This window comes from Halomonas sp. KM007 (assembly GCF_050709225.1).
In the GTDB taxonomy this organism is placed as follows: Bacteria; Pseudomonadota; Gammaproteobacteria; order Pseudomonadales; family Halomonadaceae; genus Vreelandella; species Vreelandella hamiltonii.
Genome location: NZ_CP136131.1, coordinates 1,300,084 through 1,318,555 on the forward strand (window position 1 = coordinate 1,300,084; position 18,472 = coordinate 1,318,555).

Below are 18,472 nucleotides of genomic sequence, written 5' to 3' on the forward strand. Positions count from 1 at the left end.
TCTCGTCACATGCTTAGGGCACATTGGGCCGCGTGAGCCACGGCCACACCTGCGCCCTTTGCGGGTAACGGCGGTACCCTGGCGGGGGCTTATGCCTGGCTGGGGGGCACGTACCCTTCGGCTTGGTCGGTGGCTTCGTTGTTCAGGAAGCGTTCCATCTGCTCCATCAGGTAGGCGCGTGCTTCGGGGTCGAGCATGTTCAAGTGCTTTTCATTGATCAGGCGGGTTTGCAGGGCCTGCCACTCTTGCCAGGCGGGCTGTGACACCGTGGCCTGTATTTCCTGGCCCTGCTTGCCGGGCAGCGGGGGGAAAGGTAGCGCGGGCAGCTCTTTTTGGTACTTGCGGCAAAAAACGGTGTTGCTCATGGAATAGCTCCTGGGCGGATGCCTAATGAAAATCGTGCCAGTGGTCAGCGCGCTGGCCCCGGTGCTGGGTCGAGGTCAAACGGCGCCAGCTGGCTCAGCAGCGATTTGACGGGTGCCGCCAAGCCTAACGCAGGTGGCTGGTGAACGTCATACCATAGGCCATTTTCGCGTACTCCGGTGAGCCGTTCACAGCTCACCGGCTGCGGGGTGATCAAAAGCTTGAAGTGGCTGAAGGTATGCGTAAAGGCGGGCAGCGGCGCCAGGCGCCGGGCGGCAACGACGTTATCCTCCAGCCAGTGGTTCAGCTCGCCGTGGCGCTCGAACTGCGGCAGGCTCCAGAGCCCGCCCCACAGGCCGCTGGGCGGGCGTTGTTCCAGCCACACGCGCCCTTGGGGGTCCTGCAGCATCAGCATGAGGGTTTCACGGGTGGGGGTAACTTTTTTGGGCTTCGATTCCGGGAAGCGCTGCGGCTCGCCTTGGGCGTAGGCGCGGCAGACGTCGTTGAACGGGCAGATGGAGCAGTCGGGCTTGCTGCGTTTGCACAGCGTGGCGCCAAAGTCCATCACCGCCTGGGTGTAGTCGGCCAACCGCGTGGTGGGGGTGAAGTACTCGGCCAGCGCCCACAGGGAGCGCTCTACCGCAGGCTGGCCGGGCCAGCCCGCCACGGCGTGCAGCCGTGTCAGCGAACGCTTGACGTTGCCATCCAGAATGGCGGCCTGCTGGCCGGTGCTTTGGGCAATGATCGCCCCGGCAGTGGAACGGCCGATGCCGGGCAGCGTCATCAGCGTATCGACGCTCTGGGTGGGCAGCTCGCCGCCATGCTCGGCCAGCGCCAGCTGGGCCGCCTTGTGCAGGTTGCGGGCGCGGGCGTAGTAGCCCAGCCCTGTCCAGAGGTGCAGCACTTCATCCTGGGGGGCGCAGGCCAGGGCCTCCAGCGTGGGGAAGCGCTCCATGAAACGTTCGAAGTAGGGAATTACCGTGGCCACCTGGGTTTGCTGCAGCATGATTTCCGACACCCAGACGCGGTAGGCGCTGCGGGGTGACTGCCAGGGCAGGTCGTGGCGGCCATACTGGTCGAACCAGCGCAGTAGACGGTGTTGAAACTCATCGGCCGCCAGGCACGGCGTAGGCATCTCGGCCATGGTCACTCCTGAAGTGCTTGCCATGAAAAAAGCGCCGGCGGTAAGGCCGGCGCATGCAGGGGGTGGTGCCTCCTTCTCTATAGGAAGGCAGGCGTATCAATTGAACAGGCGGCGAATACCTTCGCGCAGCTCCTGGCCCGCGCCCTCGCCCAGGCGCTCGTCGATGCGCTCGATGGTGGTGCCCAGGCGCTCTTCGAGCTCTTCTTCCAGACGGCCGCCCGCTTCAGTGCGCAGCAAATCCACCACGCTGGCCTGGAACGCGGTGCGGTCGAAGCGGCACCATTCGGCTTTATCATCCCCCAGGTGGCCTTCACAGCGGATGGGCAGCGGCAGCTGCTCCAGGCGCGGGTTCACCTGGCAGGCGGCGTCGGCGGTATCGACCAGCCGCGCATTGGCCAGCGTCATGAAGTCCTGAGAGGTCAGGTTGAGCTCGCCTTCGCCTTGCACTTCGATACCCGGCAGAGTGATCGACAAGTCATCGCTGTGCACGACGCCGTTGCGTACCTGGAACGTGGCGTCGAAGCGCTCGAAGCGCGTATCGGGATGCCACTCACGGGTGGTGCCCTGGCCTTCCAGCAGCGCCGCCAGCTCGCACATCTCACGGGAGATATTGGTACGCAGGATAGTGCCTTCGTTCAGCCGGGCATCCAGCTCGCCGTTGAGGTTGCTGAGCAGCACCTGACGGCTGTTGCCCTGGGTCGTCAAGTCGCCTTCCAGATTGAACCGGCCGCGCAGCGGGGCCTCTTCGTCACTGAAGGTTTCGATCAACGGGGCCACTTGCACATTGCTGATGCGCGGCGCGAATTGCCAGGTCATCACGCTGTCGGTGGCGTCCAGCGCGCCGGTGGCGTTGAGTTCGCCGCCATAGAAACGCGATTCGAAGCCGGTCAGGCGATGGTTGCCCTCGTCACCGCGCAGCGCCAGCTGGGTGTCGTTGAAGGTCATGCCCGCCAACTGCAGCTCGCCGACGCTGAGATCACCCTGCAGGGTCAGGCCGCTGAGCCACTCCTGGGGCAGCAGGGCTTCTTCGGCCTGGGCAAAGGCGCTGCGCAGCAGGCCCCGGCTGGCTTGCTCGGGGGCGACAGGCCGCGGCAGGTAGTGGTCCAGGTTGAGCTGGTCACCGTCCAGGTTGAAACTCAATTGGCTGCCATCCAGAGCAGCACTCACGTCGCCGGTAAAGGTGCTGTCATCGATGACCAACGACAGGCGTGGCAAGGCGATGCGCGAGAGATCACCTTCGACCGGGCTGGTCAGGGCCACGTCGCTCAGCGCCGCTTCGCTGGTGGTATTGAGCGTTGCGCCGGTGCGCGAGATCCAGGGCCGCAGGGTAAAGGGGGCTGCGGTGAGCTGGCCGCTGTACTGGGGCGCTTCCAGCAGCTGTTCGAGGTTGAGGTGGCCGCTGACCCGCAGGCCATCCGGCCCGGTCAGTTGCAGGTCCTTCAACTGGGCGGTCTGAGCGGCCAGGTCGCCTTCCAGGCCGAACGCCAGCGAAAGGGCCAGGCTTCCCTGCCAGTTGTCGGCATGGCGCAGGCCGGCATCCAGCACGCCCTGGCGAATGCTGAGCTGCTGCTCGCCCATGCGCGCCACGATTTCAGACGCTTTCAGGCTGAGCTGCTGGGGCTCGCTGTTGGCGCCTGGGCGGGTCTGCGTGGTGAGCTGGGTATTTTCCAGAGTGATCTGCTCATCCTGCAGGCCAAGGCGCAGGCGAGTTTCCAGGTTGACCTCGCTGGTCATGTCCGGCGTGCGCTCCAGCACTTCGGCATCCAGGCGGTTGTGCCGGGAGAGCGTGAACATGGCCTTGAGCGGGAAGGAGCGCACCGGATTGACGTTGGTGCCTGAAATGTTCAGCGGCTGTACCCGCCACAGGGCCTGGCTCTGTTCGTCGCGGTAGCGAATATCCGCCCCTTTGACTTCTACGCTGGCGATGTTCAGCACCACCGAGAGGTTGCCCGCATCGGCATTGGGGCCTGCGCTTGCAGGTGCCAGCACGGTTTCGGCGGACTCGTTGCTGTGTTCGGAGAGGCGCTCCAGCAGCGGCTCCCAGTTGCCCTCGCCTTCGGCGTTTTTCACCAGGTTCAGGCGCATGCCGTCGAGCGTCAGGCCATCCACGGCGATTTCACCCCGTAGCAGCGGCGCGAAGGCCACGCTCACCTCGGCCCGGTTGATCGCCGCGAAAGCAGACTCGTCCACCGACTGTTCGGGCAGCCAGGCACGGGCCTGCTCGACGCTGACACCGATACGCGGGTAGAACGACCAGCTGATCGGGCCTTCCAGCGCCAGATTGAGCCCTGTCTGCTCTTCCACCACGGCGGTCAGCCGGGGCTTGAAGTCTTCCGGGTCCAGAAAGGTGGTGACGTAGACCACGGCAGCGACGGCGGCAATGGCAAGAATGCCGATGGCCGCCAGTAAAATACGGAGTAGCTGTTTCATTAACCTTTCCCTTGGGGGTCTAGCTCTACAAAATCACTGGTGGCCGGGAGGCCCGGTTCCGTTGGCTCGGCATCGGCGATGGGCCGATAGCCCAATTTGGATAGCAGCACGCGGTCGGCCAGCGGCAGCGTGGTGGTGGCAATACGCAGTACGCGGCCCTCTTCCTTGGCCTGTTCGCCCATCAGCGCCATCAGCCGTGAGCCCACGCCACGCCGCCGCGTGGTCTTGCGCACGCACAGCTCGGATAGCCACCAGGCGCGGTCATCGCCCTCCTGCACCGCCACGGCTCCCAGCAGGCGGTCGTTGAACAGGGCGCAGGCAAACACGTGCTGCCCTTGTAAATGCTGCTCTATGAAGGGCAAGACCCTGGGGGGTGGCATGCGCTCTTGCGGTGCGTCTTCATAGATACGCACGAGGTCGATACGCACTTGCTCATCGGCGTCCCATCGGGCCTGGTCGACGTATTGCAGTGTCACCGGCATGGTGAAATCCTCGTTGCCAATGCAGCCAGGCTGCTGTTTGAGCGCCGCAATTGGCGGCGACATTTCACGCATTGTAGCGGATGGGGGGGCCGATTCTCTATAATGCTTGTTTTGGCCGCAGCCGCCGCCCGCCGATTATTCCTCAGAGTGCGCCTCGGCGCAGGAGATGCAACATGTCAGCGCGTATTGCCACGGTTAGCCGTGACACCAACGAAACGCAGATCACGGTCAGCGTCAACCTTGATGGTGAAGGCCGTCTTCGCTGCCACACGGGCGTTCCGTTCTTGGACCATATGCTTGACCAGGTGGCTCGGCACGGAATGGTCGACCTCGATATCGACGCCAAGGGCGACCTGCATATCGACGACCACCACACCGTCGAAGACCTGGGCATCACCCTGGGCCAGGCCTTTCATGAGGCGATTGGCGACAAGCGCGGCATTTACCGTTACGGCCACGCCTACGTGCCGCTGGACGAAGCGCTCTCACGGGTGGTCATCGACTTCTCCGGGCGTCCCGGCCTCTTCATGAACGTGGAATTTACCCGCGATACCATCGGCAGCATGGACACCCAGCTGTTCTGGGAGTTCTTCCAGGGCTTCGTGAACCATGCTCGGGTGACGCTGCACATCGACAACATCAAGGGCTTCAACGCCCACCACCAGGCAGAAACCATCTTCAAGGCCTTTGGCCGCGCCCTGCGCATCGCCGTGTCGGAAGACCCCCGCATGGCCGGGCAGATGCCCTCCACCAAAGGGTGCCTGTAATGCCTAACGCAGCGATCAGCCATCGCTCGATGACCTCGACAAGGAGCGCTTCATGACCATTGCCGTGATCGATTATGGAATGGGCAACCTGCACTCGGTCGCCAAGGCGCTCGAACACGTCACCCATGAGAACGTGATCATTACCCGTGACCCTCGGCGCATTCTGGGCGCGACCCGCGTGGTGCTGCCTGGCCAGGGGGCCATCCGCGACTGCGTGGGCGAGCTGGAGCGTACCGAGCTGCGCGGGCTGGTGGAGGAGATTCTGACCCGCCAGGCCAAGCCGCTGCTGGGTATCTGCGTGGGTCAGCAAATGCTGATGGAGCGCAGCGAAGAGAATGGCGGCGTGGACTGCCTGGGCTTCTTCCAGGGCAGCGTCGACCGCTTCCCGGCGGACATGCGCGATGCCCAGGAGCAGCGTTTGAAAGTGCCGCACATGGGCTGGAACCTGGTCGCCCAGCATCATGACCACCCGCTGTGGGCCGGCATCGATGACCGCGAACACTTCTATTTCGTGCACAGCTACTACGTGAATGCCGCCGACGATGCCCAGGTATTCGGCACGACGGACTACGGTCGCGTCAGCGCCCACGTGGCGATTGGCCGCGATGCTACCTTCGCGGTGCAGTTTCACCCGGAAAAAAGCTCCCGCGCAGGCCTTCGCCTGCTGGAAAATTTTGTCACCTGGACGCCCTGAGAGGTTTCACTATGTTGGTAATTCCCGCGATTGATCTCAAAGACGGCCAGTGTGTGCGCTTGAAGCAGGGCCGCATGGACGAAGCCACTTCCTACGGCGACGACCCGGTGGCCATGGCCGCGCGCTGGGTAGAAGCCGGTGCGCGTCGCTTGCATCTGGTGGACCTGAACGGCGCTTTCGAAGGCAAACCGGTCAATGGCGACGCGGTGACAGCCATTGCCCGCGCCTACCCGAACCTGCCCATTCAGATCGGCGGTGGCATCCGCTCGGCGGACACCATCGAGCACTACCTGAACGCCGGGGTCTCTTACGTGATCATCGGTACCAAGGCGGTCAAGGAGCCGGAATTCGTCGGTGAAATGTGCCGCGCCTTCCCGGGCCACATCATCGTGGGCCTGGATGCCAAGGATGGCTTCGTGGCCACCGACGGCTGGGCCGAGGTGTCCACCGTGAAGGCTACCGAGCTTGCCAAGCGCTTCGCCAACGATGGCGTCTCCAGCATCGTCTACACCGACATCGCCCGCGACGGCATGATGCAGGGCGTGAACGTGGAAGCCACCGCGGCGCTGGCCCGCGAAGGCGGCCTGCCGGTGATCGCCTCGGGTGGCGTCACCAACCTGGATGACATTCGCGCGCTGTGCGACGTGGCCGACAGCGGCATTCTGGGGGCGATTACCGGACGCGCCATCTACGAAGGCAGCCTGGATGTCGCCGAGGCCCAGCGCCTGAGCGACGAGCTGAGCGGAGGCCGTGCATGAGCCTGGCCAAGCGCATTATTCCCTGCCTGGATGTCGATGCCGGGCGCGTGGTGAAGGGCGTGAACTTCGTCGGTATCCGCGATGCCGGTGACCCGGTGGAGATCGCCCAGCGCTACAACCAGCAAGGCGCCGACGAAATCACCTTCCTCGACATCACCGCCAGCCACGAAGACCGCGCCACCACCGTGGACATGGTCGAGCGGATCGCTGGCGAGGTGTTCATCCCGCTGACCGTGGGGGGTGGCATTCGCACCTGCGACGATATTCGCACCATGCTCAACGCGGGCGCCGACAAGGTGTCGATCAACACCGCCGCCGTGACCAACCCGGAGTTCGTGCGGGAAGCCGCCGACCGGTTTGGCAGCCAGTGCATCGTGGTGGCCATCGACGCCAAGAAGGTTTCTCAGGAGGGCGAACCCGACCGCTGGGAAATCTTCACCCACGGTGGGCGCCGTCCGACGGGCCTGGATGCCGTCGAGTGGGCCAGGAAAATGGTCGAGTTCGGCGCAGGCGAGCTACTGCTGACCAGCATGGACCGCGACGGCACCAAAATCGGGTTCGATCTGGGCGTGACCCACGCCATTTCCGAGGCCGTCAGCGTGCCGGTGATTGCCTCGGGTGGCGTCGGCAACCTAGACCATCTGGTGGACGGCGTATTGAAAGGCGGTGCGGATGCGGTATTGGCCGCCAGCATTTTCCATTTTGGCGAGCACACGATTCCCGAGGCCAAGCGTTACATGGCCGAGCGCGGCATCGAGATGCGCCTTTAGGAGAGTGACATGCCCCGTACCTGCACCTGGTTAGGTGGCCTGGCAATGATCTGGCTGAGCGCATCTGCCTCGGCCTTTTCTATGCCTGACTGGCCACCGGCCTTCGAGCTGGACCACACGCTGGTGCAAACCAGCCTGTTGACCCGGCACTTCAGCCCCGACCCGGAGCACACCAACCAGCAGGATCTGGTGAGTGTCGAGCTGCACAACCCTGACCGCTGGCTGGCGGGTGCCGCCTGGTTCAAGAACTCCTTCGACCAGCCCACCTGGTACTTCTACGCTGGGCGGGAGTTTCCGCTAGGGCAGTTGGGCGACAACATCAACGTGCGCGCCAAGCTCACCGGCGGGCTGCTGCGGGGCTACAAGGATGAGTTCCGCGACAAGATCCCCTTCAACCGCTACGAAATCGCCCCCGCCCTGCTGCCCAGCGTGGGCATTCAGTGGGGGCGCGTCGAGTCGGACCTGATCGTGTTCGGCACGGCGGGCATGATGATCACAGCGGGCGTCCGTTTTTAAGGCCGTTCGTTCGCAAGACCCAAGGGCGGCTACTCGTCGCCCTCTTCCAGCGAAAGCCCCAGGTTGCTGATGCCGTTGTTGCGCCCCAGCAGGCGAATCTCTTTTAGCGCCGCTTTGGTGAGCGGCTCGCTGACGGCTTCCAGCACCGCATCCTGAAAGTCGTTTTCATCGGCCATCAGCGGGTGGTCGCGGATGATCAGCGCCAGCGCCTGTGCATCCACCTCTCCCTCGGTCAGCTCGATGAATGCCCGCACTCCTGCCCGGGAAGTGCGGCTCACGTCCAGCACCGCTTCCGGCGACTCACCCTGCAAGGTATCCAGCAGCGCCGAGATCGAGACCACGGCGTCCAGCGCGCGGCGCGCCCCGAAACTGTCATCGTTGGCCGGTGGCTCGCACTCCGCCAGCTTTTCCGCCTGACGGGCAAAGTCGATACTGGCATTGGGCACGCTCAAGCGCTCCCACACCAGGCTCAGCACGGTACGCAGGGTATGCCCATCACCGTGGCCCGTGGTTTGCTCGTAGAGGGCGTAGTTGGGTAGCAGCCGCTCGCACAAGGCCGCCATGAAGGCTTGCTGGGCGGGCAGCGGCAGCAGTTGCAGACGCTGATAGAATCCTGTGGGTTTTGCCACCATGCTGATGTCCTGGGTCACTGTGTTGATGAAGAGGGTATTGATGAAACGGTATTGATAAACGGTATTGGTGAAGTGGACGCGATACGTTATCGTCCCACACTCGCGGCGGGCAAGCTCCGCCGCGCTTGATGTGTGCGGCCGGCGAGGAGATTACCATGCATATTCATCTGCTACAGCACGGCCCTGACCATGGACCCGCTCGCCTGCAAGACTGGCTGGAGAGCATGGGCCATAGTTACACCGTTTTTCATCTATACGCAGGGGAGCTGACCCCGCGCCCTGGTGAGTGCGACGCGCTCATCGTGCTGAGCGGCCCCGACGCGCTGTTCAGCGCCCCGCCTGCCTGGCAAAAGGCAGAGCGCAAGCTCATCCACCGCTACCTCGATGGCCAAAAGCCCGTCATGGGCATTGGCCTGGGGGCGCTATGGATCGCCGAAGCCCTGGGCGCCGTCATCGCCCCCGGCACCTACCCCGAAACCGGCTGGCACCCTGTCACCCTGGCGCCAGAGAGCACCTTTGACCTGCCCGAGCAGTTCGATGCCTTCATGTGGCATCGCCTGGTATTTAGCCTGCCTGACGGCGCGCTGCCCCTGGGCGGCAGTGCGGCGGCGCCCCTCCAGGGGTTCAGTTGGGATGCTGGTCGCGTGGTGGCGCTGCTATGCCATCTCGAAATGACCCAGGCCAGCGCGGCTTCCTTGCTGAATGCCGAGGCGCTCCCCACGGCCAGGAGCCCTTCCGCCGGGCGCTTCCTGCAAACCGGCGATCAGATACAGGCAGATCCCAAGCGCTTTCAGCGTCTGGCACCGCTGCTGGACCGGGTCATGACCCAGTGGCCCAAAAGCCTCTGATGCGTATCGGCCGCCGCTAGGCACTCCACTGCCGAGCGGCGGCCAGGCAGCTTTCCCAGTCCCCCACGTGCAGTTCGGGCGGCCGGTGGCTCTGCTGCTTCTCCAGGTGGTAACGATAGAGCGGGTCGTAATACTCGGTGAGCAGCGGGGCCAGCCACGCCTCGTGAGCCTGGACGTCGCCCGCCTCGTGGGCACGAAACGCCATGGCCTGCAGCCGCTGCAAACGCTGTAGCCGTGCATGCCCCAGCCGCTTGGCCAGCCGTTCCAGGGCGCTTGCGAGCTGTCGCTGCATGCGCTGACGCCCCTCATCGGGGCCAAAGCGGGCCGTATAGCCTCTCTCCAGCGCTTCGATATAGTCCCGGCGCAGCTGGTCCAACCGCCAGTCCAGCGGCATTTCAATGCGGATGCGCGGCGCTTGTTGCAGTGCCTGCCATAGCGGCAACGGGATATTGGCATTGCCGATCTGCCGCGACTCGTCCTCCATCACCAGCTTGCCTGGCTGGCCAATCAGCCGCTGGGCCAGCGCATGCTCAAAATCGATCTGCGTGGCGGGCTCCTCCGGCTGACGCCCAAACGCGGAACCCTTGTGTTGGGCGCACGCCTCCAGGTCGATGCCATTTGGCAACTGGTTGATCAACGGCGTCTTGGCGCAGCCCGTCAGGCCAGACACCACCAGCAGCGGCTGGTGGGCGGCCTCGTCGATGCGCTGGCAGAGCCTTTGCCGCAGTGCTTTCCAGCCACCTTCGATGCGGGGCCGCAGCAGGCCCGCCTCGGCCAGCCACTGCTGACTGATTTGGGAGCGCAATCCGCCACGGTAGCAGTAGATCAGTGCATCAGGATAACGCGCCAGGTGAGCCTGCCAGGCCAGCACCCGGGACTGCTTCACCGCACCGCTGACCAGCCGTTCACCCAGCGCAATCGCCGCCTGCTGGCCCTGCTGTTTATAGGCAATGCCAACCTGGCGGCGCTCTTCATCGTCCATCAGCGGCAGGTTCACCGCTCCCGGCAGGCTGCCCTGGGCGAACTCCACCGGCGCACGCACATCGATCAAGGGCGTATTACGCGCCACCAGCTCCAAAGAAGCAGGCAGCGTGGGCAGCGTCATCCGACCACCTGGATCACGGCGTTGCCCTTGGCAGGCTGCATCTCGCCAAACGGTTCCAGCGTGACGCCGTGCTCGCGACCAATGCGCTCCACGTCGTCCTGCCAGGCGGGATCGACACTCAGCAGCAGCCCTCCCGAGGTTTGCGGGTCGCATAGCCACTGCCAGTGGGCTTCGTCCATGGCGGGCAGGGCGCTGCCCAGCGCCTGCTGATTGCGCTGGGTGCCACCGGGAACGGCTCCCTGGCGGCGGTAGCCTTCGGCCTCGGCCAGGCGCGGCAAGCGGCGAAAGTCCACGTGGGCCTTCACGCCACTGGCGCTGCACATTTCCGCCAGATGGCCTGCCAACCCGAAGCCGGTCACGTCGGTCATGGCGTTCACTCCTTTGACACCGGCCAGCGCGACGCCAATGGTGTTGGGCTTGAGCATGGTTTCACGGGCAAGCCCCTGGTGCCCTGCTTCCAGCAGGCCGCGCTTTTCAGCGGTGGTCAACAGACCCACGCCCAACGGCTTGGTGAGATACAGCAGGTCACCGGGCTTGGCCTGGCTATTGAGCTTTAGCTGATCAAGCGACACCAGGCCATTGACGGCCAGGCCAAAGATCGGCTCTGGAGCATCGATGGAGTGCCCGCCCGCCAGCGCAATGCCCAGCTCGCGGCATACCGCCTGTGCTCCGGCCACGACGTCTCCGGCTATTTCGGGCGCGAGCTTGTCGAGTGGCCAGCCCAGAATGCCCAGCGCCATCACCGGCGTGCCGCCCATGGCGTAGACATCACTGATGGCGTTGGTGGCCGCAATGCGTCCAAAATCGAAGGGGTCATCGACGATGGGCATGAAGAAATCGGTGGTGGCAATCATGCCCCGCCCATCGCCCAGGTCGTACACCGCGGCGTCTTCTCGCCCCTGGTTGCCCACGATCAGGCGCTGATGCCCCGCGGCGGGGCCCGCCTTGGCCAGAATGCCGTCCAGCACGTCTGGGGCAATCTTGCAGCCGCAGCCTGCTCCATGGCTGTACTGGGTCAATCGAATCGAACTCATGGTGACTCTCCTTTGCTGTGCTCGGGGCTGGCGTTTCTGCTATCCAGCATAGTCCATGTCACAACGCCTCAAGGGCATCGCTAAGCTTGTCGACCGGGATGACCTCCATACCCTTGGGCGACTGCTTTGGCGCATTGGCGCGCGGCACGATGGCGCGCAAGAAGCCATGCTTGGCCGCCTCGGTAATACGCTCCTGCCCGCTGGGCACGGGGCGAATCTCGCCGGAAAGCCCCACTTCGCCAAACACGACCAGCTCCTTGGGCAGCGCACGGTTTTGCAGGCTCGACACTACCGCCAGCAGCACCGCCAGGTCGGCACTGGTTTCCAGCACCTTGACCCCGCCCACCACGTTCAAGAACACGTCCTGGTCACCGGTGAATAGCCCACCATGCCGGTTCAATACCGCCAACAGCATCGCCAGGCGATTCTGATCGACCCCGACGGCGACCCGGCGCGGGTTCCCCAGGGCTGACTCATCGACCAGCGCCTGCACTTCCACCAGTATCGGCCGCGTGCCTTCCCATACCACCATCACCAGGCTGCCGGGAGCCTGCTCTTCCTGGCGCGACAGGAAGATGGCACTGGGGTTTTTCACTTCCTTCAAGCCCTGCTCCAGCATGGCGAACACGCCCAGCTCGTTCACCGCGCCGAAGCGGTTCTTCTGGCCACGCAGGGTGCGAAAACGCGAGTCCGCCCCGCCCTCCAGCAGTAGCGAGGCATCGATCATGTGCTCGAGCACCTTGGGGCCTGCCAGGGTGCCATCCTTGGTGACATGCCCCACCAGCAGCAGCACGGTGTTCGTCTGCTTGGCAAAACGGGTCAGCGCTGCGGCAGACTCGCGCACCTGCGCCACGCCGCCGGGCGCCGAGCTGATATCCTCCAGGTGCATGGTCTGAATGGAGTCGATGACCAGAATCTCGGGCTTTTCACGCTCGGCAACGGCCAGAATGGTCTCGACGCTAGTTTCCGCCAACATTTTCAAGCCGTTGGTGGGAAGCTGCAGGCGATGCGCTCGCATGGCGACCTGGGAAAGCGACTCCTCGCCGGTCACATAGAGGATGCGGCGTTGCTGAGCCAGCTTGCAGGCCGTTTGCAGCAGCAGCGTCGACTTGCCTGCCCCAGGGTTCCCCCCCAGCAGCACGGCCGAGCCCGGTACCAGGCCGCCTCCCAATACACGGTCGAACTCGGCAAAGGTGGAGGTCAACCGTGGCACTTCGCTGAGGTCGACGTTACTGAGGTCCACGACTTCCTTCGAGAGGTTGCCCGCATAGCCAGCACGCCCGGTCGCCGTCGCTCCGCTGCCAGGCCGCGCACTGGTCAACCGGATCTCACTGAGCGTATTCCACTCCTGACAGCTGGTGCACTGCCCCTGCCACTTGCGATACTCGGCACCACACTCGGTACACATAAAGGCGCTCTTTGCTTTTGCCACCGCTAGCCGCTCCTGTCTCGCATGACTGTACTTGCCACTGTTGTTGCAACAGTTGTTACAACGGTTGTTGCGACGGTCGTTAAGACGGTTGTAACGACCGTCATTGCTACTGTTTTACCACCGCCAGACATACAAAAGGCGGCCAATGGCCGCCTTGATGCGATGCGCTCAGCGATTACTGGCGACGCAGTTGCAGCATCTCGCCGTTTTCAAAGCGACGACGCTCCGGGTCGATCAGCTCGAGCGTACGCTCGTCGATCCGCTGGAAGTAGTAGATCTGGCCGTCACCGTCCGGTGTCAGTTCGTAGACCGTCGCGTCGGGGTCGGCAGGCGTACCCGTCAGCACTTCCCAGTTACCGGCGTAGTTTTCATCGGGCGGTGTCTGGGGGTGGTTGCGGTAAGTCGCATTCAAGGTAAAGGTACGCTCTTCCGGAGCGGCCATTTCTTCACCCTGCATGGTCACATCCAGGTCAATGCCGTCACAGTTACGGCAGGGCAGAGTACCCTGATAGTTAGCCTGTGAGGCGCTCATGCCTGCGTCGTCGCGCTGATCCGTCGGGCCAGCTGCGCAGCCCGCCAGCAGTGCCAACATAGCCGAACCGGCTAGCAAACTCCTGAATTGCATTGCGTGTCTCCTTATGGTGTTGGACATACATTTCTTTCGCGCGCTTATGACAGCATAACCGCTACAAGGTGCGACGCCCACCCCTTCACAGGAGAAGTATGGGCCGAATCGCGGCCAATGGGAATGCTTGCGCTCTTGCGGCCATCAGGCGACCATGGGGATATTCACATCCGCACAATCAGGTTACCCCCATGAGCCAATACTGGAGCCCTGCCGTCAGGGATCTTACCCCGTATATTCCCGGCGAGCAGCCCCGCGAGCGCGTGATCAAGCTCAACACCAACGAGAACCCCTACCCCCCGGCTCCTGGTGTCAGCCAGGCGCTGGCCCAATACCCTACCGATCATTTACGGCTCTACCCCGACCCTACCTCTCTGGCGCTGCGTGAAACCCTGGCCAGCCGCTACGGCGTCAGCGTCGCGGAAACCTTCGTGGGCAACGGCTCCGATGAAGTCCTGGCCTTCGCATTTCAGGCGTTTTTTTGCCAAGGGGCACCTCTCGATGTACCCAGCATCACCTACAGTTTCTATCCGGTATATGCCAACCTTTACGGCGTAGAGCTGCGCAAGCATCCCTTGAATGCCCAGTGGGAAGTGGATATGGATGCGTTAGCCAGCGCGGGAGAGCGAAGCGGCGTTATCTTTGCCAACCCCAACGCCCCTACGGGCCATGCCCACCCGCTGGAGGCTATCGAGGCACTTCTGCAGAAAGTCACCGACCGCGTGGTGCTGGTGGATGAGGCGTACGTGGATTTCGGCGCTGACAGCGCCGTGTCGCTGATTAGCCGCTACCCGAACCTGCTGGTCACGGGCACATTCTCCAAGTCACGTAGCCTGGCAGGATTGAGGCTGGGCTATGCGATTGGCTCCAGCGAGCTGATTGAAGGCCTGCAGCGGGTCAAGGACTCCTTCAACTCTTACCCCGTAGATAGCCTGGCCAGCCTGGTGGGCATCGAAGCCCTGAAGGATACCGAACACTTCGACGCATGCCGCAATAACGTGATCGCCACCCGGGAGCGCACCCGCCAGCGCCTGGAGCGGCTTGGATTTGAGGTATTGCCTTCCAAGGCCAACTTCCTGTTCGCCCAGCACCCTCACCATGAAGGCGCCCAGCTCTTCGCTGGCCTGCGTGAGCGCGGCATTCTGGTCAGGCACTTCAACACCGAGGCGCTGAACAACTTCCTGCGCATTACCATCGGCACGGACGACGAAATGGACAGCTTTATCGAAGCCATGGAAACGCTCTGCGCCTGACGATGCTCACACCCAGCCTTTGGCTGGGTGTTTCGACGTATGCAACGCACAGCAAAAAGCCCCGAACACAGTGTGCTCGGGGCTTTCTACTTAATAAGTGCCTGACGATGTTCGGGCCGGCCACCCGGCGGGCGGCGCTCCGCTACTCTTCAGGGGGAGACCCCAAAAAGCAAAACCCGCCATAAGGCGGTTTCGTAATAAGTGCCTGACGATGACCTACTCTCACATGGGGAGACCCCACACTACCATCGGCGCTAAGCGGTTTCACTTCTGAGTTCGGCATGGGATCAGGTGGTTCACGCGTGCTATGGTCGTCAGGCGTAACAGGTAATGCATATCATGCTGAGGTGTTCTTGACGTGTATTGTGTGCGTCTCTTGTCAGCAAGCGCTCTGGCTCACTGCGGCGTATCCGGTGTTGCGAGTGCGTTCACACTCTTCGTTATCATCACGACCAGACCCCTTGGGTGTTATAGGGTCAAGCCTCACGGGCCATTAGTACACGTTAGCTCAACGCCTTGCAGCGCTTCCACACCGTGCCTATCAACCAGCTGGTCTCGCTGGGCCCTTCAGGAGGCTCTAGGCCTCAGGGATGTCTCATCTTGAAGGGGGCTTCCCGCTTAGATGCTTTCAGCGGTTATCCCGTCCGACCATAGCTACCCGGCAATGCCACTGGCGTGACAACCGGAACACCAGAGGGTCGTCCACTCCGGTCCTCTCGTACTAGGAGCAGCTCTTCTCAAACATCCAACGCCCACGGCAGATAGGGACCGAACTGTCTCACGACGTTCTAAACCCAGCTCGCGTACCACTTTAAATGGCGAACAGCCATACCCTTGGGACCGACTTCAGCCCCAGGATGTGATGAGCCGACATCGAGGTGCCAAACACCGCCGTCGATGTGAACTCTTGGGCGGTATCAGCCTGTTATCCCCGGAGTACCTTTTATCCGTTGAGCGATGGCCCTTCCATACAGAACCACCGGATCACTAGAACCTGCTTTCGCACCTGCTCGACGTGTCTGTCTCGCAGTCAAGCACCCTTATGCTCTTGCACTCATTGCACGATGTCCGACCGTGCTGAGGGTACCTTCGTGCTCCTCCGTTACGCTTTGGGAGGAGACCGCCCCAGTCAAACTACCCACCACACACTGTCCTCGATCCGGATCACGGACCTGAGTGAGAACGCCAATGATGCCAGGCTGGTATTTCAAGGTTGGCTCCCCTCGAACTGGCGTCCGAGGTTCAAAGCCTCCCAGCTATCCTACACAGGCAACATCAGCGTCCAGTGTGAAGCTATAGTAAAGGTTCACGGGGTCTTTCCGTCTAGCCGCGGGTACACCGCATCTTCACGGCGATTTCAATTTCACTGAGTCTCGGGTGGAGACAGCGTGGCCATCATTACGCCATTCGTGCAGGTCGGAACTTACCCGACAAGGAATTTCGCTACCTTAGGACCGTTATAGTTACGGCCGCCGTTTACCGGGGCTTCGATCAAGAGCTTCGGACGAATCCTAACACCATCACTTAACCTTCCGGCACCGGGCAGGCGTCACACCCTATACGTCCTCTTGCGAGTTGGCAGAGTGCTGTGTTTTTACTAAACAGTTGCAGCCACCTGGTATCTTCGACCGGTTCGGGCTTGGAGAGCAAGTCTCGTCACCCTACGCCGGCGTGCCTTCTCCCGAAGTTACGGCACCATTTTGCCTAGTTCCTTCACCCGAGTTCTCTCAAGCGCCTTGGGATTCTCACCCTGACCACCTGTGTCGGTTTGGGGTACGGTCGCACATGATCTGAAGCTTAGAGGCTTTTCCTGGAAGCGTGGCATCAATGACTTCGACACCGTAGTGTCTTCGTTTCGTGTCTCGGCCTGGGAGGGTCCCGGATTTACCTGAGACCCCAGCCTACTCACTTTCACCAGGACAACCAACGCCTGGCTCACCTAGCCTTCTCCGTCCCCCCATCGCAATCATGTCCGGTACGGGAATATTGACCCGTTTCCCATCGACTACGCCTTTCGGCCTCGCCTTAGGGGCCGACTCACTCTGCTCCGATTAGCGTCGAACAGAAACCCTTGGTCTTCCGGCGAGGGAGTTTTTCACTCCCTTTATCGTTACTCATGTCAGCATTCGCACTCGTGATACCTCCAGCATGCTTCTCAACACACCTTCATCGGCTTACACGACGCTCCTCTACCGCTCATCCGTAAGGATGAACCCGTAGCTTCGGTACCTGGTTTAGCCCCGTTACATCTTCCGCGCAGGCCGACTCGACTAGTGAGCTATTACGCTTTCTTTAAAGGATGGCTGCTTCTAAGCCAACCTCCTAGCTGTCTTGAGCCTTCCCACATCGTTTCCCACTTAACCAGGATTTGGGGACCTTAGCTGACGGTCTGGGTTGTTTCCCTTTTCACGACGGACGTTAGCACCCGCCGTGTGTCTCCCACGCTGGCACTCACCGGTATTCGGAGTTTGCCTCGGGTTGGTAAGTCGGGATGACCCCCTAGCCGAAACAGTGCTCTACCCCCGGCGGTGATACGTGAGGCGCTACCTAAATAGCTTTCGAGGAGAACCAGCTATCTCCGAGCTTGATTAGCCTTTCACTCCGATCCACAAGTCATCCAAATCTTTTTCAACAGATCCTGGTTCGGGCCTCCAGTTGATGTTACTCAACCTTCACCCTGCTCATGGATAGATCGCTCGGTTTCGGGTCTATATCCAGCGACTGTGTCGCCCAGTTAAGACTCGGTTTCCCTACGGCTCCCCTATACGGTTAACCTCGCCACTGAATATAAGTCGCTGACCCATTATACAAAAGGTACGCAGTCACAGAACAAGTCTGCTCCTACTGCTTGTACGCACACGGTTTCAGGATCTATTTCACTCCCCTCTCCGGGGTTCTTTTCGCCTTTCCCTCACGGTACTGGTTCACTATCGGTCAGCCAGGAGTATTTAGCCTTGGAGGATGGTCCCCCCGTCTTCAGTCAAGGTTTCTCGTGCCCCGACCTACTCGATTTCACGTGATCAGATTTTCGACTACGGGGCTATCACCCGCTATGGCCAGACTTCCCAATCTGTTCGTCTAATCCGTCACACGCTTAAGGGCTGGTCCCCGTTCGCTCGCCGCTACTAGGGGAATCTCGGTTGATTTCTTTTCCTCAGGGTACTTAGATGTTTCAGTTCCCCTGGTTCGCCTCTTACGCCTATGTATTCAGCGCAAGATACTCATCTTGTGATGAGTGGGTTTCCCCATTCAGAGATGTCCGGGTCACAGGTCGTTTGCCACCTCACCGAACCTTATCGCAGGCTACCACGTCTTTCATCGCCTCTGGCTGCCTAGGCATCCACCGTGTGCGCTTCATTGCTTGACCCTATAACCCGAAGGGGTCTGGGGTTCGCAATGATAACGATTGCCGGATACGCTTGAGACGTATCACAATACAATTTACGTAGAAACGCGTTCAACGCGTTTCTGTCAGCATGATATACATTGTTAAAGAGCGACTGCTATGCGCAGTGGTAAGCGGATGCTTTTTTCACTTCAAAAGAAAAAGAAAGACCTTTTTTCTTTTTTTAATGTGAAGAAAACGCTTATCACTGCGCATCAACAGCATTCTGATCAG

At 61.7% G+C, this 18,472-nt stretch carries 16 protein-coding genes and 2 rRNA genes; 7 read left to right on the plus strand and 11 right to left on the minus strand.

Features of this window, described 5'->3' with window-relative positions; translation table 11 throughout:
- Positions 1–89: 89 nt before the first annotated feature.
- The 4 genes from RVM27_RS06035 to RVM27_RS06050 all read right to left on the minus strand — a co-directional run bounded on the left by RVM27_RS06035 (position 90) and on the right by RVM27_RS06050 (position 4,419).
- Entirely contained in the window at positions 90–365 is a 276-nt protein-coding gene (locus tag RVM27_RS06035) for an oxidative damage protection protein (protein WP_039182763.1), read from the minus strand.
- A gap of 44 nt (positions 366–409) precedes the next feature.
- Positions 410–1,507, minus strand: a complete 1,098-nt coding sequence (gene mutY / locus RVM27_RS06040; protein ID WP_498940080.1) for an A/G-specific adenine glycosylase — start codon at positions 1,505–1,507, stop codon at positions 410–412.
- Between the two features lie 96 nt (positions 1,508–1,603).
- Entirely contained in the window at positions 1,604–3,937 is a 2,334-nt protein-coding gene (locus RVM27_RS06045) for an AsmA family protein (protein WP_287804545.1), read from the minus strand.
- A complete protein-coding gene (locus RVM27_RS06050) occupies positions 3,937–4,419 on the minus strand; it encodes an acetyl-CoA sensor PanZ family protein (RefSeq protein ID WP_096923338.1) in 483 nt (160 codons plus the stop codon). The genes RVM27_RS06045 and RVM27_RS06050 overlap by 1 nt, the downstream gene beginning before the upstream one ends.
- 173 nt (positions 4,420–4,592) lie before the next feature.
- Here RVM27_RS06050 and hisB point away from each other — a divergent pair, with 173 nt between their 5' ends.
- The 5 genes from hisB to RVM27_RS06075 are packed head-to-tail and all read left to right on the plus strand — an operon-like array spanning position 4,593 to position 7,924.
- The gene (gene hisB, locus RVM27_RS06055; RefSeq protein WP_498940078.1) at positions 4,593–5,186 is read left to right on the plus strand and encodes an imidazoleglycerol-phosphate dehydratase; all 594 of its coding nucleotides are present in this window, start codon (positions 4,593–4,595) and stop codon (positions 5,184–5,186) included.
- A 52-nt stretch (positions 5,187–5,238) separates the two neighbouring features.
- A complete protein-coding gene (hisH, locus tag RVM27_RS06060) occupies positions 5,239–5,880 on the plus strand; it encodes an imidazole glycerol phosphate synthase subunit HisH (protein ID WP_016916063.1) in 642 nt (213 codons plus the stop codon).
- Between the two features lie 11 nt (positions 5,881–5,891).
- Positions 5,892–6,638 (plus strand): 1-(5-phosphoribosyl)-5-[(5-phosphoribosylamino)methylideneamino]imidazole-4-carboxamide isomerase, encoded by a 747-nt coding sequence (hisA, locus tag RVM27_RS06065; protein WP_016916062.1) that lies wholly within the window; start codon positions 5,892–5,894, stop codon positions 6,636–6,638.
- Complete coding sequence (gene hisF / locus RVM27_RS06070) at positions 6,635–7,408, plus strand: imidazole glycerol phosphate synthase subunit HisF (RefSeq protein ID WP_081136412.1); 774 nt, start codon at positions 6,635–6,637, stop codon at positions 7,406–7,408. The genes hisA and hisF overlap by 4 nt, the downstream gene beginning before the upstream one ends.
- A gap of 9 nt (positions 7,409–7,417) precedes the next feature.
- Complete coding sequence (locus RVM27_RS06075; protein WP_287804551.1) at positions 7,418–7,924, plus strand: hypothetical protein; 507 nt, start codon at positions 7,418–7,420, stop codon at positions 7,922–7,924.
- A 29-nt stretch (positions 7,925–7,953) separates the two neighbouring features.
- On the opposite strand, the gene RVM27_RS06080 is transcribed toward RVM27_RS06075, so the two are convergent.
- Positions 7,954–8,556, minus strand: a complete 603-nt coding sequence (locus RVM27_RS06080) for a YjaG family protein (RefSeq protein WP_039182743.1) — start codon at positions 8,554–8,556, stop codon at positions 7,954–7,956.
- A gap of 155 nt (positions 8,557–8,711) precedes the next feature.
- Between RVM27_RS06080 and RVM27_RS06085 the strand changes: the two genes are divergently transcribed.
- Positions 8,712–9,404: a type 1 glutamine amidotransferase gene (locus RVM27_RS06085; protein ID WP_498957576.1), complete on the plus strand. Its 693-nt coding sequence runs from the start codon at positions 8,712–8,714 to the stop codon at positions 9,402–9,404.
- A 16-nt stretch (positions 9,405–9,420) separates the two neighbouring features.
- Here RVM27_RS06085 and mnmH read toward each other — a convergent pair whose 3' ends face one another.
- The 4 genes from mnmH to RVM27_RS06105 form a co-directional block, all read right to left on the minus strand.
- The gene (mnmH, locus tag RVM27_RS06090; RefSeq protein ID WP_498957577.1) at positions 9,421–10,509 is read right to left on the minus strand and encodes a tRNA 2-selenouridine(34) synthase MnmH; all 1,089 of its coding nucleotides are present in this window, start codon (positions 10,507–10,509) and stop codon (positions 9,421–9,423) included.
- The gene (selD, locus tag RVM27_RS06095) at positions 10,506–11,543 is read right to left on the minus strand and encodes a selenide, water dikinase SelD (protein WP_039182732.1); all 1,038 of its coding nucleotides are present in this window, start codon (positions 11,541–11,543) and stop codon (positions 10,506–10,508) included. Before selD ends, mnmH begins: the two co-directional genes overlap by 4 nt.
- 58 nt (positions 11,544–11,601) lie before the next feature.
- Positions 11,602–12,975 carry a DNA repair protein RadA gene (gene radA, locus RVM27_RS06100; protein ID WP_498957578.1) on the minus strand — a complete coding sequence of 458 codons (1,374 nt, stop codon included), beginning with the start codon at positions 12,973–12,975 and terminating at the stop codon, positions 11,602–11,604.
- 175 nt (positions 12,976–13,150) lie between these two features.
- The gene (locus RVM27_RS06105; protein WP_026001970.1) at positions 13,151–13,600 is read right to left on the minus strand and encodes a copper resistance protein NlpE N-terminal domain-containing protein; all 450 of its coding nucleotides are present in this window, start codon (positions 13,598–13,600) and stop codon (positions 13,151–13,153) included.
- A 191-nt stretch (positions 13,601–13,791) separates the two neighbouring features.
- On the opposite strand from RVM27_RS06105, the gene hisC reads away from it, so the two are divergent.
- Positions 13,792–14,853: a pyridoxal phosphate-dependent aminotransferase gene (gene hisC / locus RVM27_RS06110; protein WP_498957579.1), complete on the plus strand. Its 1,062-nt coding sequence runs from the start codon at positions 13,792–13,794 to the stop codon at positions 14,851–14,853.
- 203 nt (positions 14,854–15,056) lie between these two features.
- Here hisC and rrf read toward each other — a convergent pair.
- Positions 15,057–15,172: ribosomal RNA gene (gene rrf / locus RVM27_RS06115) — 5S ribosomal RNA — on the minus strand.
- Positions 15,173–15,325: 153 nt separating this feature from the next.
- Positions 15,326–18,220 (minus strand): 23S ribosomal RNA (locus tag RVM27_RS06120).
- Between the last annotated feature and the right edge of the window lie 252 nt (positions 18,221–18,472).

Excerpts from the sequence above, each read along its gene's own strand:
- RVM27_RS06085 (WP_498957576.1), top strand. The coding sequence starts at position 8,712 with ATGCATATTCATCTGCTACAGCACGGCCCTGACCATGGACCCGCTCGC.
- RVM27_RS06050 (WP_096923338.1), bottom strand. The coding sequence starts at position 4,419 with ATGCCGGTGACACTGCAATACGTCGACCAGGCCCGATGGGACGCCGAT.
- hisB (WP_498940078.1), top strand. The coding sequence starts at position 4,593 with ATGTCAGCGCGTATTGCCACGGTTAGCCGTGACACCAACGAAACGCAG.
- hisA (WP_016916062.1), top strand. The coding sequence starts at position 5,892 with ATGTTGGTAATTCCCGCGATTGATCTCAAAGACGGCCAGTGTGTGCGC.
- mnmH (WP_498957577.1), bottom strand. The coding sequence starts at position 10,509 with ATGACGCTGCCCACGCTGCCTGCTTCTTTGGAGCTGGTGGCGCGTAAT.
- hisH (WP_016916063.1), top strand. The coding sequence starts at position 5,239 with ATGACCATTGCCGTGATCGATTATGGAATGGGCAACCTGCACTCGGTC.
- selD (WP_039182732.1), bottom strand. The coding sequence starts at position 11,543 with ATGAGTTCGATTCGATTGACCCAGTACAGCCATGGAGCAGGCTGCGGC.
- mutY (WP_498940080.1), bottom strand. The coding sequence starts at position 1,507 with ATGGCCGAGATGCCTACGCCGTGCCTGGCGGCCGATGAGTTTCAACAC.
- RVM27_RS06080 (WP_039182743.1), bottom strand. The coding sequence starts at position 8,556 with ATGGTGGCAAAACCCACAGGATTCTATCAGCGTCTGCAACTGCTGCCG.
- hisF (WP_081136412.1), top strand. The coding sequence starts at position 6,635 with ATGAGCCTGGCCAAGCGCATTATTCCCTGCCTGGATGTCGATGCCGGG.
- RVM27_RS06045 (WP_287804545.1), bottom strand. The coding sequence starts at position 3,937 with ATGAAACAGCTACTCCGTATTTTACTGGCGGCCATCGGCATTCTTGCC.
- hisC (WP_498957579.1), top strand. The coding sequence starts at position 13,792 with ATGAGCCAATACTGGAGCCCTGCCGTCAGGGATCTTACCCCGTATATT.
- RVM27_RS06035 (WP_039182763.1), bottom strand. The coding sequence starts at position 365 with ATGAGCAACACCGTTTTTTGCCGCAAGTACCAAAAAGAGCTGCCCGCG.
- RVM27_RS06075 (WP_287804551.1), top strand. The coding sequence starts at position 7,418 with ATGCCCCGTACCTGCACCTGGTTAGGTGGCCTGGCAATGATCTGGCTG.
- RVM27_RS06105 (WP_026001970.1), bottom strand. The coding sequence starts at position 13,600 with ATGCAATTCAGGAGTTTGCTAGCCGGTTCGGCTATGTTGGCACTGCTG.